This window comes from Klebsiella oxytoca, assembly GCF_009707385.1.
GTDB classification, from domain to species: Bacteria; Pseudomonadota; Gammaproteobacteria; order Enterobacterales; family Enterobacteriaceae; genus Klebsiella; species Klebsiella oxytoca_C.
The window spans coordinates 2,434,949-2,450,222 of sequence record NZ_CP046115.1; the positions used below are offsets into that span (position 1 = coordinate 2,434,949).

Here is a 15,274-nt window from a genome sequence, read left to right on the forward strand (position 1 = left end):
TCAGATGTTCTCCGCCGCCGCAATGCCGTTGACCACATTAAGGGCGCTGCGCACGCCATCTTCATGGAAACCGTTATACCAGTAAGCCCCGCAGAACCAGCTCCGCTGGCGGCCGTTAATCTCCTCCCGACGCATCTGGGCGGACCAGCTATGCGGATTAAACAGCGGATGCTCATAGATAAAGCGTTTCCAGACGTAGCGCTCATCCACCGGCGTTCCTGGATTAAGCGTGACGCAGAACAGCGGGGCGTCGTCAGGCAGGCCCTGGAGAATATTCATGTTATAGGTGACGCAGGCGCTGTCCTCGTCCTGCTCGCTCAGGCGATAGTTCCAGCTGGCCCAGGCACGCTTGCGTACCGGCAGCCAGCGCGGGTCGCTGTGTAAGACCACTTCGTTTCGCTGCCAGGCAATATCACCGAGTATTTCGCGTTCGGCGGGGGTTGGGTCCGCCAGCATTGCCAGCGCCTGGCGAGAGTGGCAGGCGAAGATCGCCTGATCAAAGCGCTGTTCCCCTGATGCCAGCTGGAGCGTTATGCCATCCGGGCGGCGGATGACGCTCTGCACCGGCGTATTGAGGCGCAGGTTAAGGCGATCGCCAAGCTGAGCAAGCAGGGCGCGGACGTACTCCCGCGATCCGCCGGGCACAACGTACCACTGCGGACGCTGGCGAATATCCAATAACCCGTGATTGTCAAAAAAGCGCAAAAACAGCGCCAGCGGGAAGCGGCGCATCTCCTGCAGCGATGATGACCAGATGGCGGCCCCCATCGGCAGAATATAGTGCCGGGCGAAAAAGGGGCTGAAGCCGTGTCGCTGAAGAAAGGTCTGCAGCGTGGCGCCCGGGTGGAATGCGTCCGCCAGAGCCAGTTTCGCCAGTCGATTAAAACGGACGATCTCGGTCAGCAGACCCCAGAAGGCTGGCTTAACCAGGTTGCGTCGCTGGGCGAACAGCGACGTCAGGCTGTGGCCGTTATACTCCAGTCCGCTCTGCGGGTTATGGACCGAAAAGCTCATCTGCGTTTTTTGACCGCTGAGCCCCAGCTCGCTGAGCAGGCCCATAAAGCGCGGGTAGGTACGGTTGTTATAGACAATAAATCCGGTATCAATGGCCCAGCTGCCCTGGGGAGTGGTGATATCCACCGTTGCGGTATGTCCGCCCGGCGTGGATTCTGCTTCGAACAGCGTTACCTGATGATGTCCGGCAAGACGCCAGGCGCAGGTTAATCCGGCGATACCGCTGCCTATAATGGCGATATTCATGAGCGCACCATCCTGCGCAACAGCACGCGCTGAAGACCATCAGGAAGCCCGGCCAGCAGACGAAGGAGCAGGTTAAAGCCTGTTGGAAAGGCGATATGATTTTTACCCTTCGCCAGACCGCAGCGTATCGCTTTAACCGCGTGCTCCACGCTTACCTGACCGGGCATGGAAAAATCGTTTTTACGCGTCAGCGGGGTGTCGACGAACCCGGGCGATACTACCGTGATGGCGATGCCTTTTGGCTCCCAGTCCAGACGCAAGCTGTTGGCAAACCAGGTCAGCGCCGCTTTTGAGGCGCCGTATGCCTCTGCCCGAGGAAAGGGCAGCCAGTGCGCCATCGAGCTCACCAGCACCACGCGATTCCCGGCTGACAGCTGCGACTGAAGCGCCGCCAGGCAGTTCACCGGGCCCAGAAAATTGGTGGTGATGACTCTTTCCACCAGTCCGGCATCTACCGTCCCGCGATCCAGGTATTCGCAGGTTCCTGCGCAGAGAATAACCAGGTCCGCGCGGCAGTCGGTCAGCGCCTGGCGGCAGGCGTCCCTGTCCGTCATATCGAAAGAGAGTACGCTGATGTTCGGGCTATACTGCTGTAGCCCTGCCAGGCGTGACGGATCGCGGCCGCAGGCGATAACGAGGTGACCTTCCGCAGCGAAGGATTTGGCGAGTCCGGCACCTATTCCGGAGCTGGCGCCCGTGATAAGAACCGTCATCATCTCCGCACTCTCCGTTTGACGCCGCGCACCGCCCATCCGAGCAGGGGAAGATGTTCGTAGAGCATCTCCCCGGCGTCGTAGTAGTCGCGCTGCTGAATAATCCGTTGGTCTTCAATGTCGACCACCGAACAGCCCGGAAGCTCCAGCATTTCCCCGCCGACAATACGCGGATGCGACCAGTGCATGGTCCAGGTGACGAAAAATCGCTGGTTTTCGCTGAGCGGGGTATCCACCGTGAAACGGCACCGATCCACGTTGGCTAACAGGTGAGTAAGGTAACGCTGGATAGCGAATAGTCCCTGGTGCTGACCAAACGGATCGGTAAGTACAGCGTCCGCATGGTACAGCTCGCCCAGCGCTGAGGATGGCTGCTGATCCATGCTGGTGTAGTACTCAGTAAAGCGTTTGATGACCGAGAGCGAGGTTTTCATGGATCACATCCTGACCTAAGCAACATGCATACTTAAAACTTACACAATTAAATTTATTTGTCCAAATTTGTGGGAAGGTATTTTTTATTATTCTTAATAATCAATTGGTTATTTTTATTTTCTGATGCGGTAATTTTGTGATTTTGCAAGAGTCAGAGGGGCGAGTTCGCCGCGGCCAGACATTGCGCGACGCTACCGGGTACGAAGAGGGAGATGTTTTCGTTTGTCAGGGATATTTCGCGGGAGATGCACGCTGCGCCACCAGCAGCGGCGCAAGGGAGAGGCAATGGAATCAGAGAACGACGATCTCCAGCGAGGCAACCTGCTGCTGCCAGCGTTCAACCTGTTTCTGGCGGGCCGGGGAGAGTTTACCGGTGGTCACCAGCAGCCATTTGCGTTCCGGCAAGATCTCCGGCGCCAGGGTTGTGGGCGGCACGGGAAGGACGTCAATGCGGTGGCCCTGACCGGTGCGTTTGAGCGCCTCAAGCCAGATTTCACAGGCGTCGTTAAGATGCCAGCCGGTGATCAGATAGTTATCGCCGGGCGCCTTTTTGTCTCCTTCGAGACAAAACGAGGTGTAGGCGATAATGATGCCATCGAGGATTTCGCGCAGCGTCATGATCGCCGGTACATTCGCGGAAACCTGGCTACGCAGCGGGCGCAGCACTTCGGTAACCAGTTCGGGACGCGGGGATTCGCGACCCGCGTCGTAGATCAGCTGGCGCAGGGATTCGATTTTCCCCTCTTTTAGCCGCTGGAGCATGCTTTCCTGCAGAGTGAGCCAGTTGTTCGTCCGCCGGGCGCCGGGGCGAGCCAGCAGAGGTTTCACCTGGCTGACAGGCACCCCTTTTTTTACCCAGTCGAGAATTTTGAGCGCCTGCTGGATATCGTCATCGTTGTACAGACGATGACCACCATCGGTGCGTTGTGGCTTAAGAAGGCCGTAGCGGCGCTGCCAGGCGCGGAGCGTCGTGGCGTTAATTCCGCACAGCTGCGCAAATTCACCGATGGAGTAGGTCATAAGGGACACCTGAATATCAACAATACCCTCAATATACTACGAATAGCGGCAGGTTGAACGCATTCCACTCTTTCGCAAGCCGTTACGCAGGACTTTTTGCGCTTTACCGACGTTCAGTAAGAAGAAAAGGGATAGAAGTGATAAATCGCCGCCATCGCTAAAATACTGACCAGCACGCTGATAATGAACCAGGTTTTGAACGGCTGCTTTTGCGTTTTGTGGTGGAACAGCCGTTGACCCGCTATCGCGCCAGCCCATCCGCCCACCACCCCAAACAGCAGCAAAGTGGACTCCGGCACTCTGCGCCAGGCCCGGCGTGCCGCCATTTTATCGACGCCGTAAATCGCCAGCGTCAGTACGTTGGCGAGCAGGAGCCAGATAGCGAAGGGATGTGGCGTAAAAATGCTGCCGATCGCTGCCAGGATCAGGAGCAAATAACAACACCGGTTGAGAGTCATATTATTAGTCGCGGTTATTTTCAGAGTGAATAGACGCTGCATTATACGCCATACTCGCGGCAAGAAAAAAACACTGCGTTCAATGGTTTGTGTTAGCTTGCTGAGTCGTTTGACGCCAGGTGATAAACGTTATCCCGACCGCAGTAAGAAGCCATATTCCGCTTAAGCCAAAAGCGCTTTGCCATCCCAGATGATCAAATACCCATCCTCCCGTGGTTGAGCCAAGCGCTATTGAGAGCTGAATAATGGCGACCATCAGACCGCCTCCTGCTTCGGCGTCGTCGGGCAGCGTCCGCGCAAGCCAGGTCCACCAGCCGGTTGGCGCTGCCGTCGCCAGCATACCCCACAGGCTTAACAGCGCGGCGACGATCCACACCTGCTGCCCAGCCAGAAGCAATGTTCCGGCAATCAAGGCCATAAGGAAAGGGATGGTGATCAGGGTCTGATAAAACCCGGCGTTGAGGCATGATGAAACGCATATTGTGCCCGCCAAACCAGAGACGCCTGTTGCCAGCAATATTAAGGACAGGCCGGGAGCGCTGACTCCGGTCACCGTTTCCAGAAACGGGCGCACATAGGTAAATAAGGCAAACTGTCCCATAAAGAAGAGTCCGCAGGCCAGCAGGCCGGTCGAGACGATAGGCATTCTGAACAGTCTTAGCACGGAGCCTCGCGGCTGGCTCGTGTTATCGTTTTCCATCGTCGGCAGGCTTACGCATTGCCAGACAAATGCGATGATCGCCAGCGGGACGAGGCATAAAAAAGCCCCACGCCAGCCGACGGTAGCCCCCAGATAGCTACCCAGCGGCGCCGCCACTACGGTCGCCAGCGCATTGCCGCCGTTGAAGATCGCCAGCGCGCGCGGTACCTGCTGCTGCGGTACCAGCCTGATAGCGGTAGCCGCCGACATTGACCAGAATCCGCCGATGACGATACCAATCAGGGCTCTTCCGACCATATAAATCACATAGCTGTGGGCAAGAGCGATAATGATACCCGACACCGCCATCAGCACCGTCAGCCCCAGCAGAAGATGTTTTCGGTTCAGACTCCCGGCCAGGTGAGAGATGGTCAGGCTGGTCAGTACCGCCAGGATGCCGGAAATAGCAATTCCCTGACCTGCCAGACCTTCGGTGACGTTTAAATCTCTGGCTATTGGCGTCAGCAGGCTGACCGGCATAAATTCGGAAGCGATCAGTACAAAAACGCAAAGCGTCATAGCGAATACGCCGCTCCAGCGTGCGCGAGGTGTATTACGGCTCAGTGTGGACATTTTCTCTACATCTCTGAATATTTTCCCGGCCAGCTCAGGCATAGCCGGACGGACGCCATTTATGGAATAACGCCAAAGAACGTGGGAAAGAAAGACGAGCGGGCGATGAAAGCCGCCTGCCTGTAGCAGGCGGCTTCAGGGCGTTATCTGAGATTGGTTTTGAAAAATTGTTCAAATTTGGCAAACGGTATTTTGCCGGCCGTATTGTCATATAAATCGACATGATTTGCGCCCGGGACAACCACCAGCTCTTTCTCTTTGCTGCCGATGGCGTTAAACGCATCTTCGGCAAAATAGCGTGAATGGGCGTTTTCACCGGTTACGATGAGCGTCGGGATAGTGACTTCACCGGCGTAGCTCAGCAGCGGCATATTCATAAACGACAGCGGCATGGTCGCATTCCACGCGCCGGTTGAGTTTACGGAGCGGGGGTGAAAACCACGCGGCATCCGATAGTAGTCAAAGAACTCTTTCAATACCGGGTTCGGGTTGGCGGGTAATGTTTCTGGCAGAATACGACCGGCGGCAGTGACGTTGCCTTTCTCATCGACATAAATATCATGTCCGCCCGGCGCGAAGGTACCGCTTTCCGCATCCTTCCAGCGCAGCGCGTTGAGATACTGCAGAACGGCGCGGCGGTCGGCGGTAGTGTAGCGGTCTTTTCCGTCGCCTACGCCGTGACCCATCGCGCGGCTCATATCGTACATGACGCTGGTGGCTACCGCTTTAACGCGGGTATCCATCGAGGCGTCGTTTAACGCCATTCCGCCCCAGCCGCAGATACCGAGCAGCCCGATGCGATTGCGATCCACTTCGTTTTGCAGTCCTAAGAAATCAACCGCCGCGCTGAAATCTTCAGTGTTGATGTCCGGAGAGGCCGCGTTACGCGGATGGCCGCCGCTTTCTCCGGTATAAGAAGGATCGAAGGCGAGGGTGACAAAGCCCTGTTCAGCCAGCGTTTGTGCATACAGGCCGCTGGATTGCTCCTTGACCGCGCCGAAGGGGCCGCTAATTGCAATCGCCGCCAGCTTGCGCTCGCCGCGATCTTCAGGAATGTAGAGATCGCCGACCAGAGTGATGCCGTAGCGGTTCTGGAACGTCACTTTACGGTGAGCGACTTTGGTACTTTTAGCGAAGGTTTTATCCCATGTTTCGACCAGCGAAACGGGCGCATTCGGATTGGATGTATCAGCGTAGCTCATGGTTGTGACTCCACTTAATGATGCGCATAGCAGCATGGCAGGCATGGCGGCCGTCAGTTTTCTGGTAAAGGTTTTCATCACTATTTCCCCTAAAACAGGTTGCAGATACAGGTTTCATACGGACAACACTGCTGTGCTTTGTTGCAATGCGCTGATTATAGTTAGCAGAAATAGTGCTGATTAGAGGCTTAAAATTGCTAAGATTAATATCATATTGTTATAGATGTGGTGAGGCTGGGGAGAGGGATCATGGCGAAACGGGAAAACTATAACGATCTGTATCTGTTTATGCTGGTGGTGCGCGAGGGTAGTTTTACCGCCGCTGCGCAGCGGCTTGGGCTGGCGCAATCAGGTATCAGCCGTTCGGTACGCGAGCTTGAAGAGCGGCTGGGCGTTCAGCTGCTGGTGCGCACCACGCGCAAACTCTCGCTTACCCAGGCCGGCGAGCAGCTTTATCGGACCGTTGAATCAGGGTTTGACGCTTTAGATATGGGGCTTGCCACCCTGGCCCATTACCGGCATACCCCATCCGGTACGGTACGTATTAATGCCAGCCAGCACGCCATTGATCAATTGTTGTTGCCGAAGCTGGCGGTGTTTAAACAACGTTATCCTGATATCCGGCTGGAACTCATCAGCGAAAGCCGGTTTGTTGATATTATCGCCGAGCGATTTGACGCCGGGGTGCGTCTGGGACCGGAAGTCGGCGGCGGGATGGTCGCGGTGCGTATTTCTCCGGATATGGAGATGGTTGTTGTCGGTGCGCCCGAGCACTTCCGTCGCTACGGTTTTCCGCAAACGCCGGCCGATCTGGTCGTTCATCCCTGCATCGCTTACCAGTTTGGCGACGGAAGCCTGTATGCATGGGAGCTCAATCATGATGGTAAAAAAATAACCCACCGGCCGCAGGGGCAGTGGGCCTTTGCCGACAGCTACATGGAGGCGAAAGCCGCCAGACTGGGGCTGGGACTGGCGTACGTGCCGGAAGAGTTGGTTACCGACGATTTAGAACGCGGCACGTTAATCAGAGTTCTGCAGCCTTACAGCCAGCGGCTGGAAGGTTCTTTTCTCTATTATCCTCATCGCAATGTGTCGCCGGCGTTACGTGCGGTGATTGACACGTTGAGAGTTTAAGAAAGCATAAGGGTGTCAACCGCGGGCAATGATTTTCTTATTTCAGCACCGGCGCTTTTGTTGATGACAATAAGTTTTCCAGCCACTCGGTAAATACCCGAACCTTGCGTGAGAGATGGCGGTGCGGATATAACAACGATAGTTTGCGCGCCGGGCAGGGATGGTCCGGTAATACTTCGACCAAAAGGCCGCTATCGAGATAAGGCTGTAAAAAAATATTCATGCCCTGCACTAACCCCAGTCCCGCCAGGCCCGCAGATAGATAGGTTTCGGAGTTATCTACCACGAGATTTCCGGGAAGCGTAATGTCGGCAGTCCCCTCCGGCGTTTCAAACGTCCACGGCATAATTTGCCTGCTGTTGCTGTTAATCCAGTTGATGGCCTGATGATGCCGCAAATCTTCCAGCGTTTTTGGCGCGCCGCGGCTCGCAATATAGGCCGGGCTGGCGCAGGTTGTCATTTTGATGCGACCCAGCTTGCGGGCGATATACTCCCCGTCCTCCAGTTCCCCAATCCGGAGCAGGCAATCAAGGCCATCGCGCAGCATATCCCGTCGACGATCGGAGCTGCTGAGAATGATTTCGACGCCAGGATGCTGGCGGTAAAAATCAGGCAGATTAGGTACCACCAGTAAAGTCGCGAAGGCGATGGGCATATCGACATGAAGCTGGCCGTGCAAGACGCCATCGGTCGCAAAAGACTCCAGCAGCTCATCCGCCTGGGCCAGCAGGGGTTTACTGCGTCGATAAAACGCTTCTCCATCAGGCGTCAAATTAATGCGGCGCGTCGTGCGCTGCATCAAACGCGTGCCGCAGTGCTGTTCAAGCAGCTGCAAGGCTTTAGTGACGGCGGGACGATGAATTTGCAGATTATCCGCCGCCTGAGTAAAGCTACCTGACTCGACAATTTCAATAAAAATACGAATCGATTCAAAAAGATTTATTTGCATAGCTGGCTGCTTTTGCCTGGAGCGGGAGCGCATATTGTTACTGATTTTATAATAGTGATGAACTTTTTTGGCTATTTTTCTAAATAATCTACCGTCCTACACTCCTTCCATTCAGAAACAGAACCGCGCCAAAGCGCTCTTGTGAAGGATTTTCTCCCATGAAAAATAACCGTATCTGCCAGATCCTGAAGATAGAAAAACCTGTTATCCAGGGTCCATTATCGTGGTTGACCGATGCCCGATTAGTCGCCGCCGTCAGCAACGCCGGAGGGCTTGGCGTGCTGGGACCCAACGCAGGCTTAACCGCCGGGATGGCGGTTGCCACCCCCGAAGAAACGGCTGAAAAAATGCGTGAAGAGATCCGCAAAACCAAACGGTTAACGGAAAAACCTTTCGGCGTGAACCTGATCCCAGCCCCTGAAAATGACATCTGGACTCCGCCCATTCTGCAGGTAATTAAAGAAGAGGGCGTCAGGGCCGTGGTTTACACCGGTTACGGCGAGGGAGGCGTGATACCGACGCTGTTCAACGAATTGAAAGAGGCGGGCATCGCTATCATTTACCGCGATATCAATCCGACGCCGGTCAATACCCGTCTTGCTGAAGAAGCCGGCGCCGATATTATCGTCGCAACCGGTTTTGATGAAGGCGGCACGTTGCCGGGTACTGCGCTGGGCACTTTTTCGATCGTGCCGCTGATTGCTGACTCAGTGAAGAATATTCCCGTCATGGCTGCGGGCGGTATTACCGACAGCCGCACTGCCAGAGCGGCGCACGCATTAGGCGCGGAAGGGGTATTTGCCGGCTCGGTTTTCATCGGTACAGAAGAGTGCAGGGTGCCACCGTCGGTCAAAAACAGAATTATTGCCGCTAACGGTCTCGATTTGCTGCTTTTCCGCACGCAGCCTCATTACTACCGCTCTCTACCGGGCAAGCTCGCTGAAAATCTGGTATCGATGGATGAAGCTGGCGCTAGCCGTGAAGAGCTGGGCAGGGTGATGGGAGGACTGCGCGGCTTACGTATCGGCATGCTGGAAGGCAACGCCGATGAGGGCTATATCTCGCTTGGAACGGGGATCGGTAATATTCACAGCGTTAAAAGCGTAGCGTGGGTGGTGAACGAGTTAACCGTGGGCTGAGAGCTGAGGCCATAAAATGATGACGGGATTTCGCGGTTGCCAAACCCCGTCATGCGGTTATGCGCCAAACGCGCCGTCAATGGTGTGCATGGCTCCTGTTACAAACGAGGCTTCCGGGCCCGCCAGCCAGGCGACCATCGCCGCCACTTCTTCAGGGCGACCGTGGCGTTTAATCGCCATAAAACTGTGCATGAGCTCCTTCATGGGACCATTTTCCGGGTTGGCATCGGTATCAATAGGACCAGGCTGCACGACATTAACGGTAATTCCGCGTGGGCCAAAGTCCCGGGCCAGACCGCGCGCCAGGCCTTGCAGCGCTGACTTACTCACCGCATAAGCTGCCATTCCCGGAACGGGCATCCGATCGCCATTCACCGAACCAATCACAATAATGCGTCCACCCTCTGGCATTTGTCGCGCCGCCTCAACCGCCGCATGGTAAGGGGCGTGAATATTGATGCGGAACAGGCGATCGATAGCATCGCTATCCTGTTCCAGCGCATCGCCGAAAATAGCAATACCGGCGTTGACAACCAGAACATCCAGCGGACCGCTCTCTCGTACCAGTTTAATTACCGCGTCACGGTCGGAGCTATCCGTTACCATCGCGGTGCTGCCCGTTTCCAGCGCCAGCTGCGCTGCGGCTTCAGGCGATCCGGAATAGCTGAAAATGACCGAAGCGCCATCGGCGACAAATCGTCGTACGATAGCGGCGCCAATACCACGACTGCCGCCCAAAACCAGTACCGATTTCTTCTGTGATGCAGCCATTTATGTGTTCCTCATGATATTGTAGTGAGGATTACAATATGCTTCGGCAAATCACGCTGTCAAGGAGTAATGTAGTGAGCACTATAAAACCAGGTCGCAACCCGGGGCGACCTCGTCAGTTTGATCCGGCGCAGGCTATTGAAACGGCCCAGCACCTCTTTCACTCAAGAGGATACGATGCGGTGAGCATTGCCGATTTGACGAAAGCGTTCGGTATCAATCCTCCGAGTTTTTACGCCGCCTATGGCAGCAAACTCGGGCTGTATACGCGCGTCCTGGAGCGCTATAGCCGCACCGGCGCTATCCCTCTGACGGCGCTTTTGCGCGACGATCGCCCTCTGGCTCAATGTCTGATTGATGTGCTGAACGAAGCGGCAAGACGCTATGTCGCCGATCCGGCGGCGGCGGGCTGCCTGGTGCTGGAGGGGATCCATTGTAACGATTCTGCGGCGCGGAAGGCGGCGTGCGAACTGCACTCCGCTGCGGAAAACAGCATCAGAGAATATATTACCCGAAGAGATCCGCAGAATGCCGTTCGCCTGACCGATTATATGGCCACGCTAATGGCCGGCCTTTCTGCAAAAGCACGGGCAGGCGATAGTCTTGAACGTTTGCAGGAAACCGTCCGGCTTGCGGGCCTGGCGCTGGAGCAGCAACTTCCACGTTGAGGAAAAAGGGGGCGTTTGGGCCCCCATTAATTTATTTCGCGATAATCTCTGCGGTCATATGTACTTTATTGCCCATTCGCGCTGCAATAATTTTATATGATTTTCCGCCTTCCTTTTGTGTTAATAATCTGATTTTACTTTCCGTATTTTCCAGAGTGTCACCGGTTGCGCTGATAGTCTGAGCACTAACGGTGACGGGCATCACAAAAAATAAAAAAATGAACGCTGTTTTCATAGAATTAATATCCTGAGCGGGTGAAGGGATCAAATAACGGTTTTAAGCCATGAGGCAATATTCTGGGTCGGAATATTATTTTGCGCATTCCATGTTTCGCTCATTGGCCACCACATACCGTCTCCCCGCGCAAAGGCAGCGCGATAGCGAAGCATCTGGTCGTCTGGCTTTAAGCGCAGCTGCTCCTGGAGCGTGGATAAGGTAAGTACATTTTTTGAAAAGGTTTTCTTTGTTACGCGTTCCACGGTTTCCGCCAGTTTTCCATAAGAGGTAGTTTCCCCTGCGATAAATATCACTTCGTTTATAATTCGTGGTTGAAACAAATAAATGGCGGTGGTCAGATGGCCAATATCCGCAGGAGAGGTAACGGTGATCTGGGTATCCCATCCCCCGAGAGCATTAATGGTGTTTTTGGATAAATTAACCACGTCGAACGCTGGCTCGAAAAGAAAACTGGTAAACATGCCGGTTGAAATAATTACCCATTCTGTTGCGGTCTGCGCACGCAATAACGTTCTGACGTCATACTGTTCATCCCAGACGGGCTGGCCGCTGCCTTTGCCGACCACATCGTAATTAACCCCGAACTGCCAGGGAAAATAGCGTTTTACCCCGGCCTCCAGCGCCGCACGGGTAATTTTTATCTGCGTTCCGGCTCCGGCAATAAAGCCCATACAGTTGATGATGGTAGCAAAATTCGCAAAGTGGTCTTTTAGCGCGGCCTCGGTACTGCCCGCTACGTCGATGGCGATAAACTCTGCCCCCATATCGGCGAGTTTTTGATGAGTATCGGAAAGCAGTGTGCCTCGCTCATCCCACGAGCCCGGCGACACCACGACGGAGACCGTACCATTCCGCTGTATGACTGCTGGCACCAGCGAATCCAGGACGGCAGCGCCCAATTGTCCTGCTCCCAGTACCAATACTTTTTCGCCTGTAGTGACATTATTATCTTTCATTGTGGCTCCTTACTCACTTAATCGCCGTATTGACCGGCTGTGAGAGAAGTTTAGGCTGGCATCACTCATTCGATAAGTACACGAGGATAGGTTAGACTGTTCGTAAAAATGGGATAATCAGGCGATTATTTATGGGGGAAATATGGATAAGCTGGAATCAATGCAGGTCTATGTTTGTGTCGTGGATACCCATAGTTTCGCCAGAGCGGCAGAGGTACTCGGTCTTCCGCGGTCAACGGTATCGCGGGTGATTAAGGAACTGGAAGCATATCTGGGAATTCAGCTTTTACAGCGAACGACCCGCAAGCTCAGCGTGACCCCGGACGGCTACCACTATTATGAAGAGTGCAAAAGGCTTCTGGCCGAGATAGCGACGCTCGAGTCCTCTTTTCCCGGCAGATTTGCCCAGCCCACAGGCCGTTTTAAAGTGGGGATGCCCCAGTCACTTGCCCGACACTGTATTATCCCCAGACTTCCTGATTTTCTGCAGCACTATCCCGACCTGGAGCTGACGCTCTGCTCAAGCGATCATGTGGCAGACCTTATTCAGGAAGGGTATGACTGCGCGATCCGCACCGGCAGAATTGACGATTCAACCACCCTCGTTGCTCGTCCGCTTGCTAATTTTAGCTGGGTGATTGTGGCCTCTCCGGCCTATATTGCCGCCTGGGGGAAGCCGGAAAATCTTGAACATCTGGAAAGACACCGCGCTGTTGGCTACCTGAACCATCGTACCGGGCGACCCATCGAGTGGTTTTTTACGCTGGCGGAGGAAGATCGCGCGATACGGATGAAAGAGACGCTGGTCGTTGATGATACCGATGCCTATATTCAGGCCGGAATACAAGGGCTTGGGTTAATTCGTATTGCCAGCTATCTGGCTATGCCGTATCTGCGCAGCGGCCAGCTGGTTTCCTGTATGGATAACTTCTCCTTTGCTTTGCCGCTTTCTCTGGTCTATCCGCAGAACAGATATCTGCCGCCTTCGGTACGCGCTTTTTATGCCTGGAGCAAAAGCATTTTGCAGCAAGTCAGCTCCGATAAATAATGGCGCGGCATGTTTTTTTAACCGAGTCATCATTGAGGATGGTCGGCGTTTAATGCCTGCGCGCGTTGCTTCTTTTATCGGTAAAAATATTTTACCGAGTTTGCGGCGGTGGGACCGGTAGTGGAGATATAGATGAAAATAAAGCTTGCTATTCATCGTCAGCTATGTGATTAATGGTCAGTCGATTTACTACATAGATGAATTAATAAAACGGTTTAGTGAAGCAGTTCTCCTCTCAAGCGTTATCCATAGATAATCCTTCTTTAGAGTCTCCCTGTCGTGATTAACTAAACTCGGTGTAGTGAATAAATTTTTAGTTTTTCTGAACCTGCGACAACGATGACGGTCTAAACCCGAGTAGACAGGCCAGAAGCTGACGCAAACGGTGGTATTGAAAGCGGGAGTTTTGCTATCCCCGTTGAGCGTAAAAAATAGTGCATATGAGATGTCGATATTCGCAATGCACGCAACTATTGTTATTGAAATTTACCAAACATTACGTGCCCTGAGGGCAAATTAAGAATCGAACAACATTAAAAAATCGCTGGTGCAGTAATAGAGTAAGGTCTGAAGCGAGCTTCAGATGTATCTATAAGAAGTAATGACAATGATGTCATTGTTATTCTCAACCATTCAGAGCAGCGCTCCGCGCTGTTACAGAAAGCCCGGGAAGGTGTTTTCTGTGAATTATGGCCAGATGTCCCTGCGGTAGAGAATGTTGTAGCAAAAAGAGGCTAACATCATGATTGACCACATTCATTTCAGATGCCCATGCTGCCATGGGTCACAGTACAGAACATCAAGTTACGATGTTTCTGAAAAAAATCCGTTTGGTGCGAAATGCATTTTTTGTAAATCGGCAATGATTACATTTGATAATATTGCACCGTCTATTTCCAGAAACGCAGCATCGCTGGAATTACGCAAGTAGCGTAGCGGCTCCTGAAAGGAGCCTTGATCGTCTAAAAGTAACGTTTTACCATTTGGTGACGAGGCTGCCTGCGGGTAGCCTTTTAGTTTTTGATGAATTTAAATAACGTCATGCCTTTCTAAGATGGCCTGACGTGAAAAAATGCCGCGCCAGGCCATCTTTATGCAATACGCTCAGGGAGTTCTCAGACGGGAAATCGCAAAAATCAGCGGTATTAGTTTTTTCAGCTGGTTATTACGGCCATTTCGTCGCGCAGACAGCGAAATAGATCTTCCCCCGTTATTCAGCAGGGCATGATTACTGTGATGGCGACCATCACAGAAGCTAAAAAACGAATGCTTCTGTGATCTGGAAATAGCAGGAGATAACCGCCTGGCTACTTCACGACTTTCTTGCGAGAAATAACGAAGCGATCGTCGACGCGCGTAAGCTTCGTCCCATTAGTACAGTACTCAATAGCAAAATTAAAAAACTCATCAGAGTCGAGCTCGAAATTCAGCTCGATTTTAATCGCGTCAGCGGACTGAAGAAGCTGCTGTGCCTGTTCCAGATTGTTGGCTTTTACTGTTCCCATTTCTTCACCTCGTTTTAGCGTTGGTGGCTTCCGGGCTCTATCTTACAGGCTTTGTTTTACGAGCGTGTGACACGGCTTTGCATTTGCGTTTTCAGCTTGTTTGCAAACCCGCGGTAACCATCGCTATAAATCTGCTGATAGCGATGGTATTGCGTACATTCTTAGTCAACGTTATTGAAGTAGTCCCGCGCCGCCGCCTCGACGCTCTTTTCATCGATACCCGTTTTCTCAGTGATAGAAGCAACAAACGGCCTGAACTTCTCCGTCATCACATGCCCTCCGTCCCAATGAGCGACATAAAAACGGCACTGATAACGATAAAAGTGGAGAGTGATGTCTCCTGACATGTAATACATATGAATCTCCAGTTCAGTATGTCGGACAGATAACAACAAGTTATGGGCAAAGAGCGCAACACCTGATTCTATCCTCCTCCCAATTAGGGGAAATATCCAGCGTGCAGTACCAAACCATCCTTAATACGTAGGGAGAGAAGCTCGCCAGT

Annotated in this window: 18 protein-coding genes; 5 read left to right on the forward strand and 13 right to left on the reverse strand. The window is 53.4% G+C overall.

Annotated elements, in window-relative coordinates; all coding sequences use genetic code 11:
• The 7 genes from GJ746_RS11265 to GJ746_RS11295 form a co-directional block, all read right to left on the reverse strand.
• Nucleotides 1-1,260, reverse strand: coding sequence for an NAD(P)/FAD-dependent oxidoreductase (locus GJ746_RS11265; protein ID WP_154680266.1), 1,260 nt, complete (start codon nt 1,258-1,260; stop codon nt 1-3).
• Nucleotides 1,257-1,976, reverse strand: coding sequence for an SDR family NAD(P)-dependent oxidoreductase (locus GJ746_RS11270; protein WP_154680267.1), 720 nt, complete (start codon nt 1,974-1,976; stop codon nt 1,257-1,259). Before GJ746_RS11270 ends, GJ746_RS11265 begins: the two co-directional genes overlap by 4 nt.
• Nucleotides 1,973-2,407: a nuclear transport factor 2 family protein gene (locus tag GJ746_RS11275; RefSeq protein WP_154680268.1), complete on the reverse strand. Its 435-nt coding sequence runs from the start codon at nt 2,405-2,407 to the stop codon at nt 1,973-1,975. The genes GJ746_RS11270 and GJ746_RS11275 overlap by 4 nt, the downstream gene beginning before the upstream one ends.
• A gap of 292 nt (nt 2,408-2,699) precedes the next feature.
• On the reverse strand, nt 2,700-3,428 hold the full coding sequence (locus tag GJ746_RS11280) for a MerR family transcriptional regulator (RefSeq protein WP_154680269.1): 729 nt from the start codon (nt 3,426-3,428) through the stop codon (nt 2,700-2,702).
• Between the two features lie 113 nt (nt 3,429-3,541).
• On the reverse strand, nt 3,542-3,886 hold the full coding sequence (locus GJ746_RS11285) for a DUF1294 domain-containing protein (RefSeq protein WP_154682702.1): 345 nt from the start codon (nt 3,884-3,886) through the stop codon (nt 3,542-3,544).
• A 79-nt stretch (nt 3,887-3,965) separates the two neighbouring features.
• Nucleotides 3,966-5,159, reverse strand: a complete 1,194-nt coding sequence (locus GJ746_RS11290; protein ID WP_195908826.1) for an MFS transporter — start codon at nt 5,157-5,159, stop codon at nt 3,966-3,968.
• 143 nt (nt 5,160-5,302) lie between these two features.
• A complete protein-coding gene (locus tag GJ746_RS11295; protein ID WP_154680270.1) occupies nt 5,303-6,439 on the reverse strand; it encodes an alpha/beta hydrolase in 1,137 nt (378 codons plus the stop codon).
• Nucleotides 6,440-6,610: 171 nt separating this feature from the next.
• Here GJ746_RS11295 and GJ746_RS11300 point away from each other — a divergent pair, with 171 nt between their 5' ends.
• Nucleotides 6,611-7,495: a LysR family transcriptional regulator gene (locus GJ746_RS11300; protein WP_154680271.1), complete on the forward strand. Its 885-nt coding sequence runs from the start codon at nt 6,611-6,613 to the stop codon at nt 7,493-7,495.
• Nucleotides 7,496-7,532: 37 nt separating this feature from the next.
• Here GJ746_RS11300 and GJ746_RS11305 read toward each other — a convergent pair whose 3' ends face one another.
• A complete protein-coding gene (locus GJ746_RS11305) occupies nt 7,533-8,444 on the reverse strand; it encodes a LysR family transcriptional regulator (RefSeq protein WP_154680272.1) in 912 nt (303 codons plus the stop codon).
• 158 nt (nt 8,445-8,602) lie between these two features.
• Here GJ746_RS11305 and GJ746_RS11310 point away from each other — a divergent pair, with 158 nt between their 5' ends.
• On the forward strand, nt 8,603-9,583 hold the full coding sequence (locus tag GJ746_RS11310) for an NAD(P)H-dependent flavin oxidoreductase (protein WP_154680273.1): 981 nt from the start codon (nt 8,603-8,605) through the stop codon (nt 9,581-9,583).
• 57 nt (nt 9,584-9,640) lie between these two features.
• On the opposite strand, the gene bdcA is transcribed toward GJ746_RS11310, so the two are convergent.
• A complete protein-coding gene (bdcA, locus tag GJ746_RS11315) occupies nt 9,641-10,354 on the reverse strand; it encodes an SDR family oxidoreductase (protein WP_154680274.1) in 714 nt (237 codons plus the stop codon).
• Between the two features lie 74 nt (nt 10,355-10,428).
• Between bdcA and GJ746_RS11320 the strand changes: the two genes are divergently transcribed.
• Nucleotides 10,429-11,022 carry a TetR/AcrR family transcriptional regulator gene (locus GJ746_RS11320; protein WP_227852771.1) on the forward strand — a complete coding sequence of 198 codons (594 nt, stop codon included), beginning with the start codon at nt 10,429-10,431 and terminating at the stop codon, nt 11,020-11,022.
• A 31-nt stretch (nt 11,023-11,053) separates the two neighbouring features.
• Here the strand turns inward: GJ746_RS11320 and GJ746_RS11325 are convergent, their stop codons facing one another.
• Both GJ746_RS11325 and GJ746_RS11330 read right to left on the reverse strand, forming a co-directional pair.
• A complete protein-coding gene (locus tag GJ746_RS11325) occupies nt 11,054-11,257 on the reverse strand; it encodes a DUF1471 domain-containing protein (protein ID WP_154680276.1) in 204 nt (67 codons plus the stop codon).
• Between the two features lie 29 nt (nt 11,258-11,286).
• Complete coding sequence (locus tag GJ746_RS11330; RefSeq protein ID WP_154680277.1) at nt 11,287-12,216, reverse strand: aromatic alcohol reductase; 930 nt, start codon at nt 12,214-12,216, stop codon at nt 11,287-11,289.
• Nucleotides 12,217-12,358: 142 nt separating this feature from the next.
• On the opposite strand from GJ746_RS11330, the gene GJ746_RS11335 reads away from it, so the two are divergent.
• Both GJ746_RS11335 and GJ746_RS11340 read left to right on the forward strand, forming a co-directional pair.
• Nucleotides 12,359-13,264, forward strand: coding sequence for a LysR family transcriptional regulator (locus GJ746_RS11335; RefSeq protein WP_154680278.1), 906 nt, complete (start codon nt 12,359-12,361; stop codon nt 13,262-13,264).
• A 742-nt stretch (nt 13,265-14,006) separates the two neighbouring features.
• Nucleotides 14,007-14,195, forward strand: a complete 189-nt coding sequence (locus tag GJ746_RS11340) for a cold-shock protein (protein WP_154680279.1) — start codon at nt 14,007-14,009, stop codon at nt 14,193-14,195.
• Nucleotides 14,196-14,571: 376 nt separating this feature from the next.
• On the opposite strand, the gene GJ746_RS11345 is transcribed toward GJ746_RS11340, so the two are convergent.
• Nucleotides 14,572-14,769, reverse strand: a complete 198-nt coding sequence (locus GJ746_RS11345) for a hypothetical protein (protein ID WP_154680280.1) — start codon at nt 14,767-14,769, stop codon at nt 14,572-14,574.
• A gap of 161 nt (nt 14,770-14,930) precedes the next feature.
• The gene (locus tag GJ746_RS11350; protein WP_154680281.1) at nt 14,931-15,125 is read right to left on the reverse strand and encodes a hypothetical protein; all 195 of its coding nucleotides are present in this window, start codon (nt 15,123-15,125) and stop codon (nt 14,931-14,933) included.
• Between the last annotated feature and the right edge of the window lie 149 nt (nt 15,126-15,274).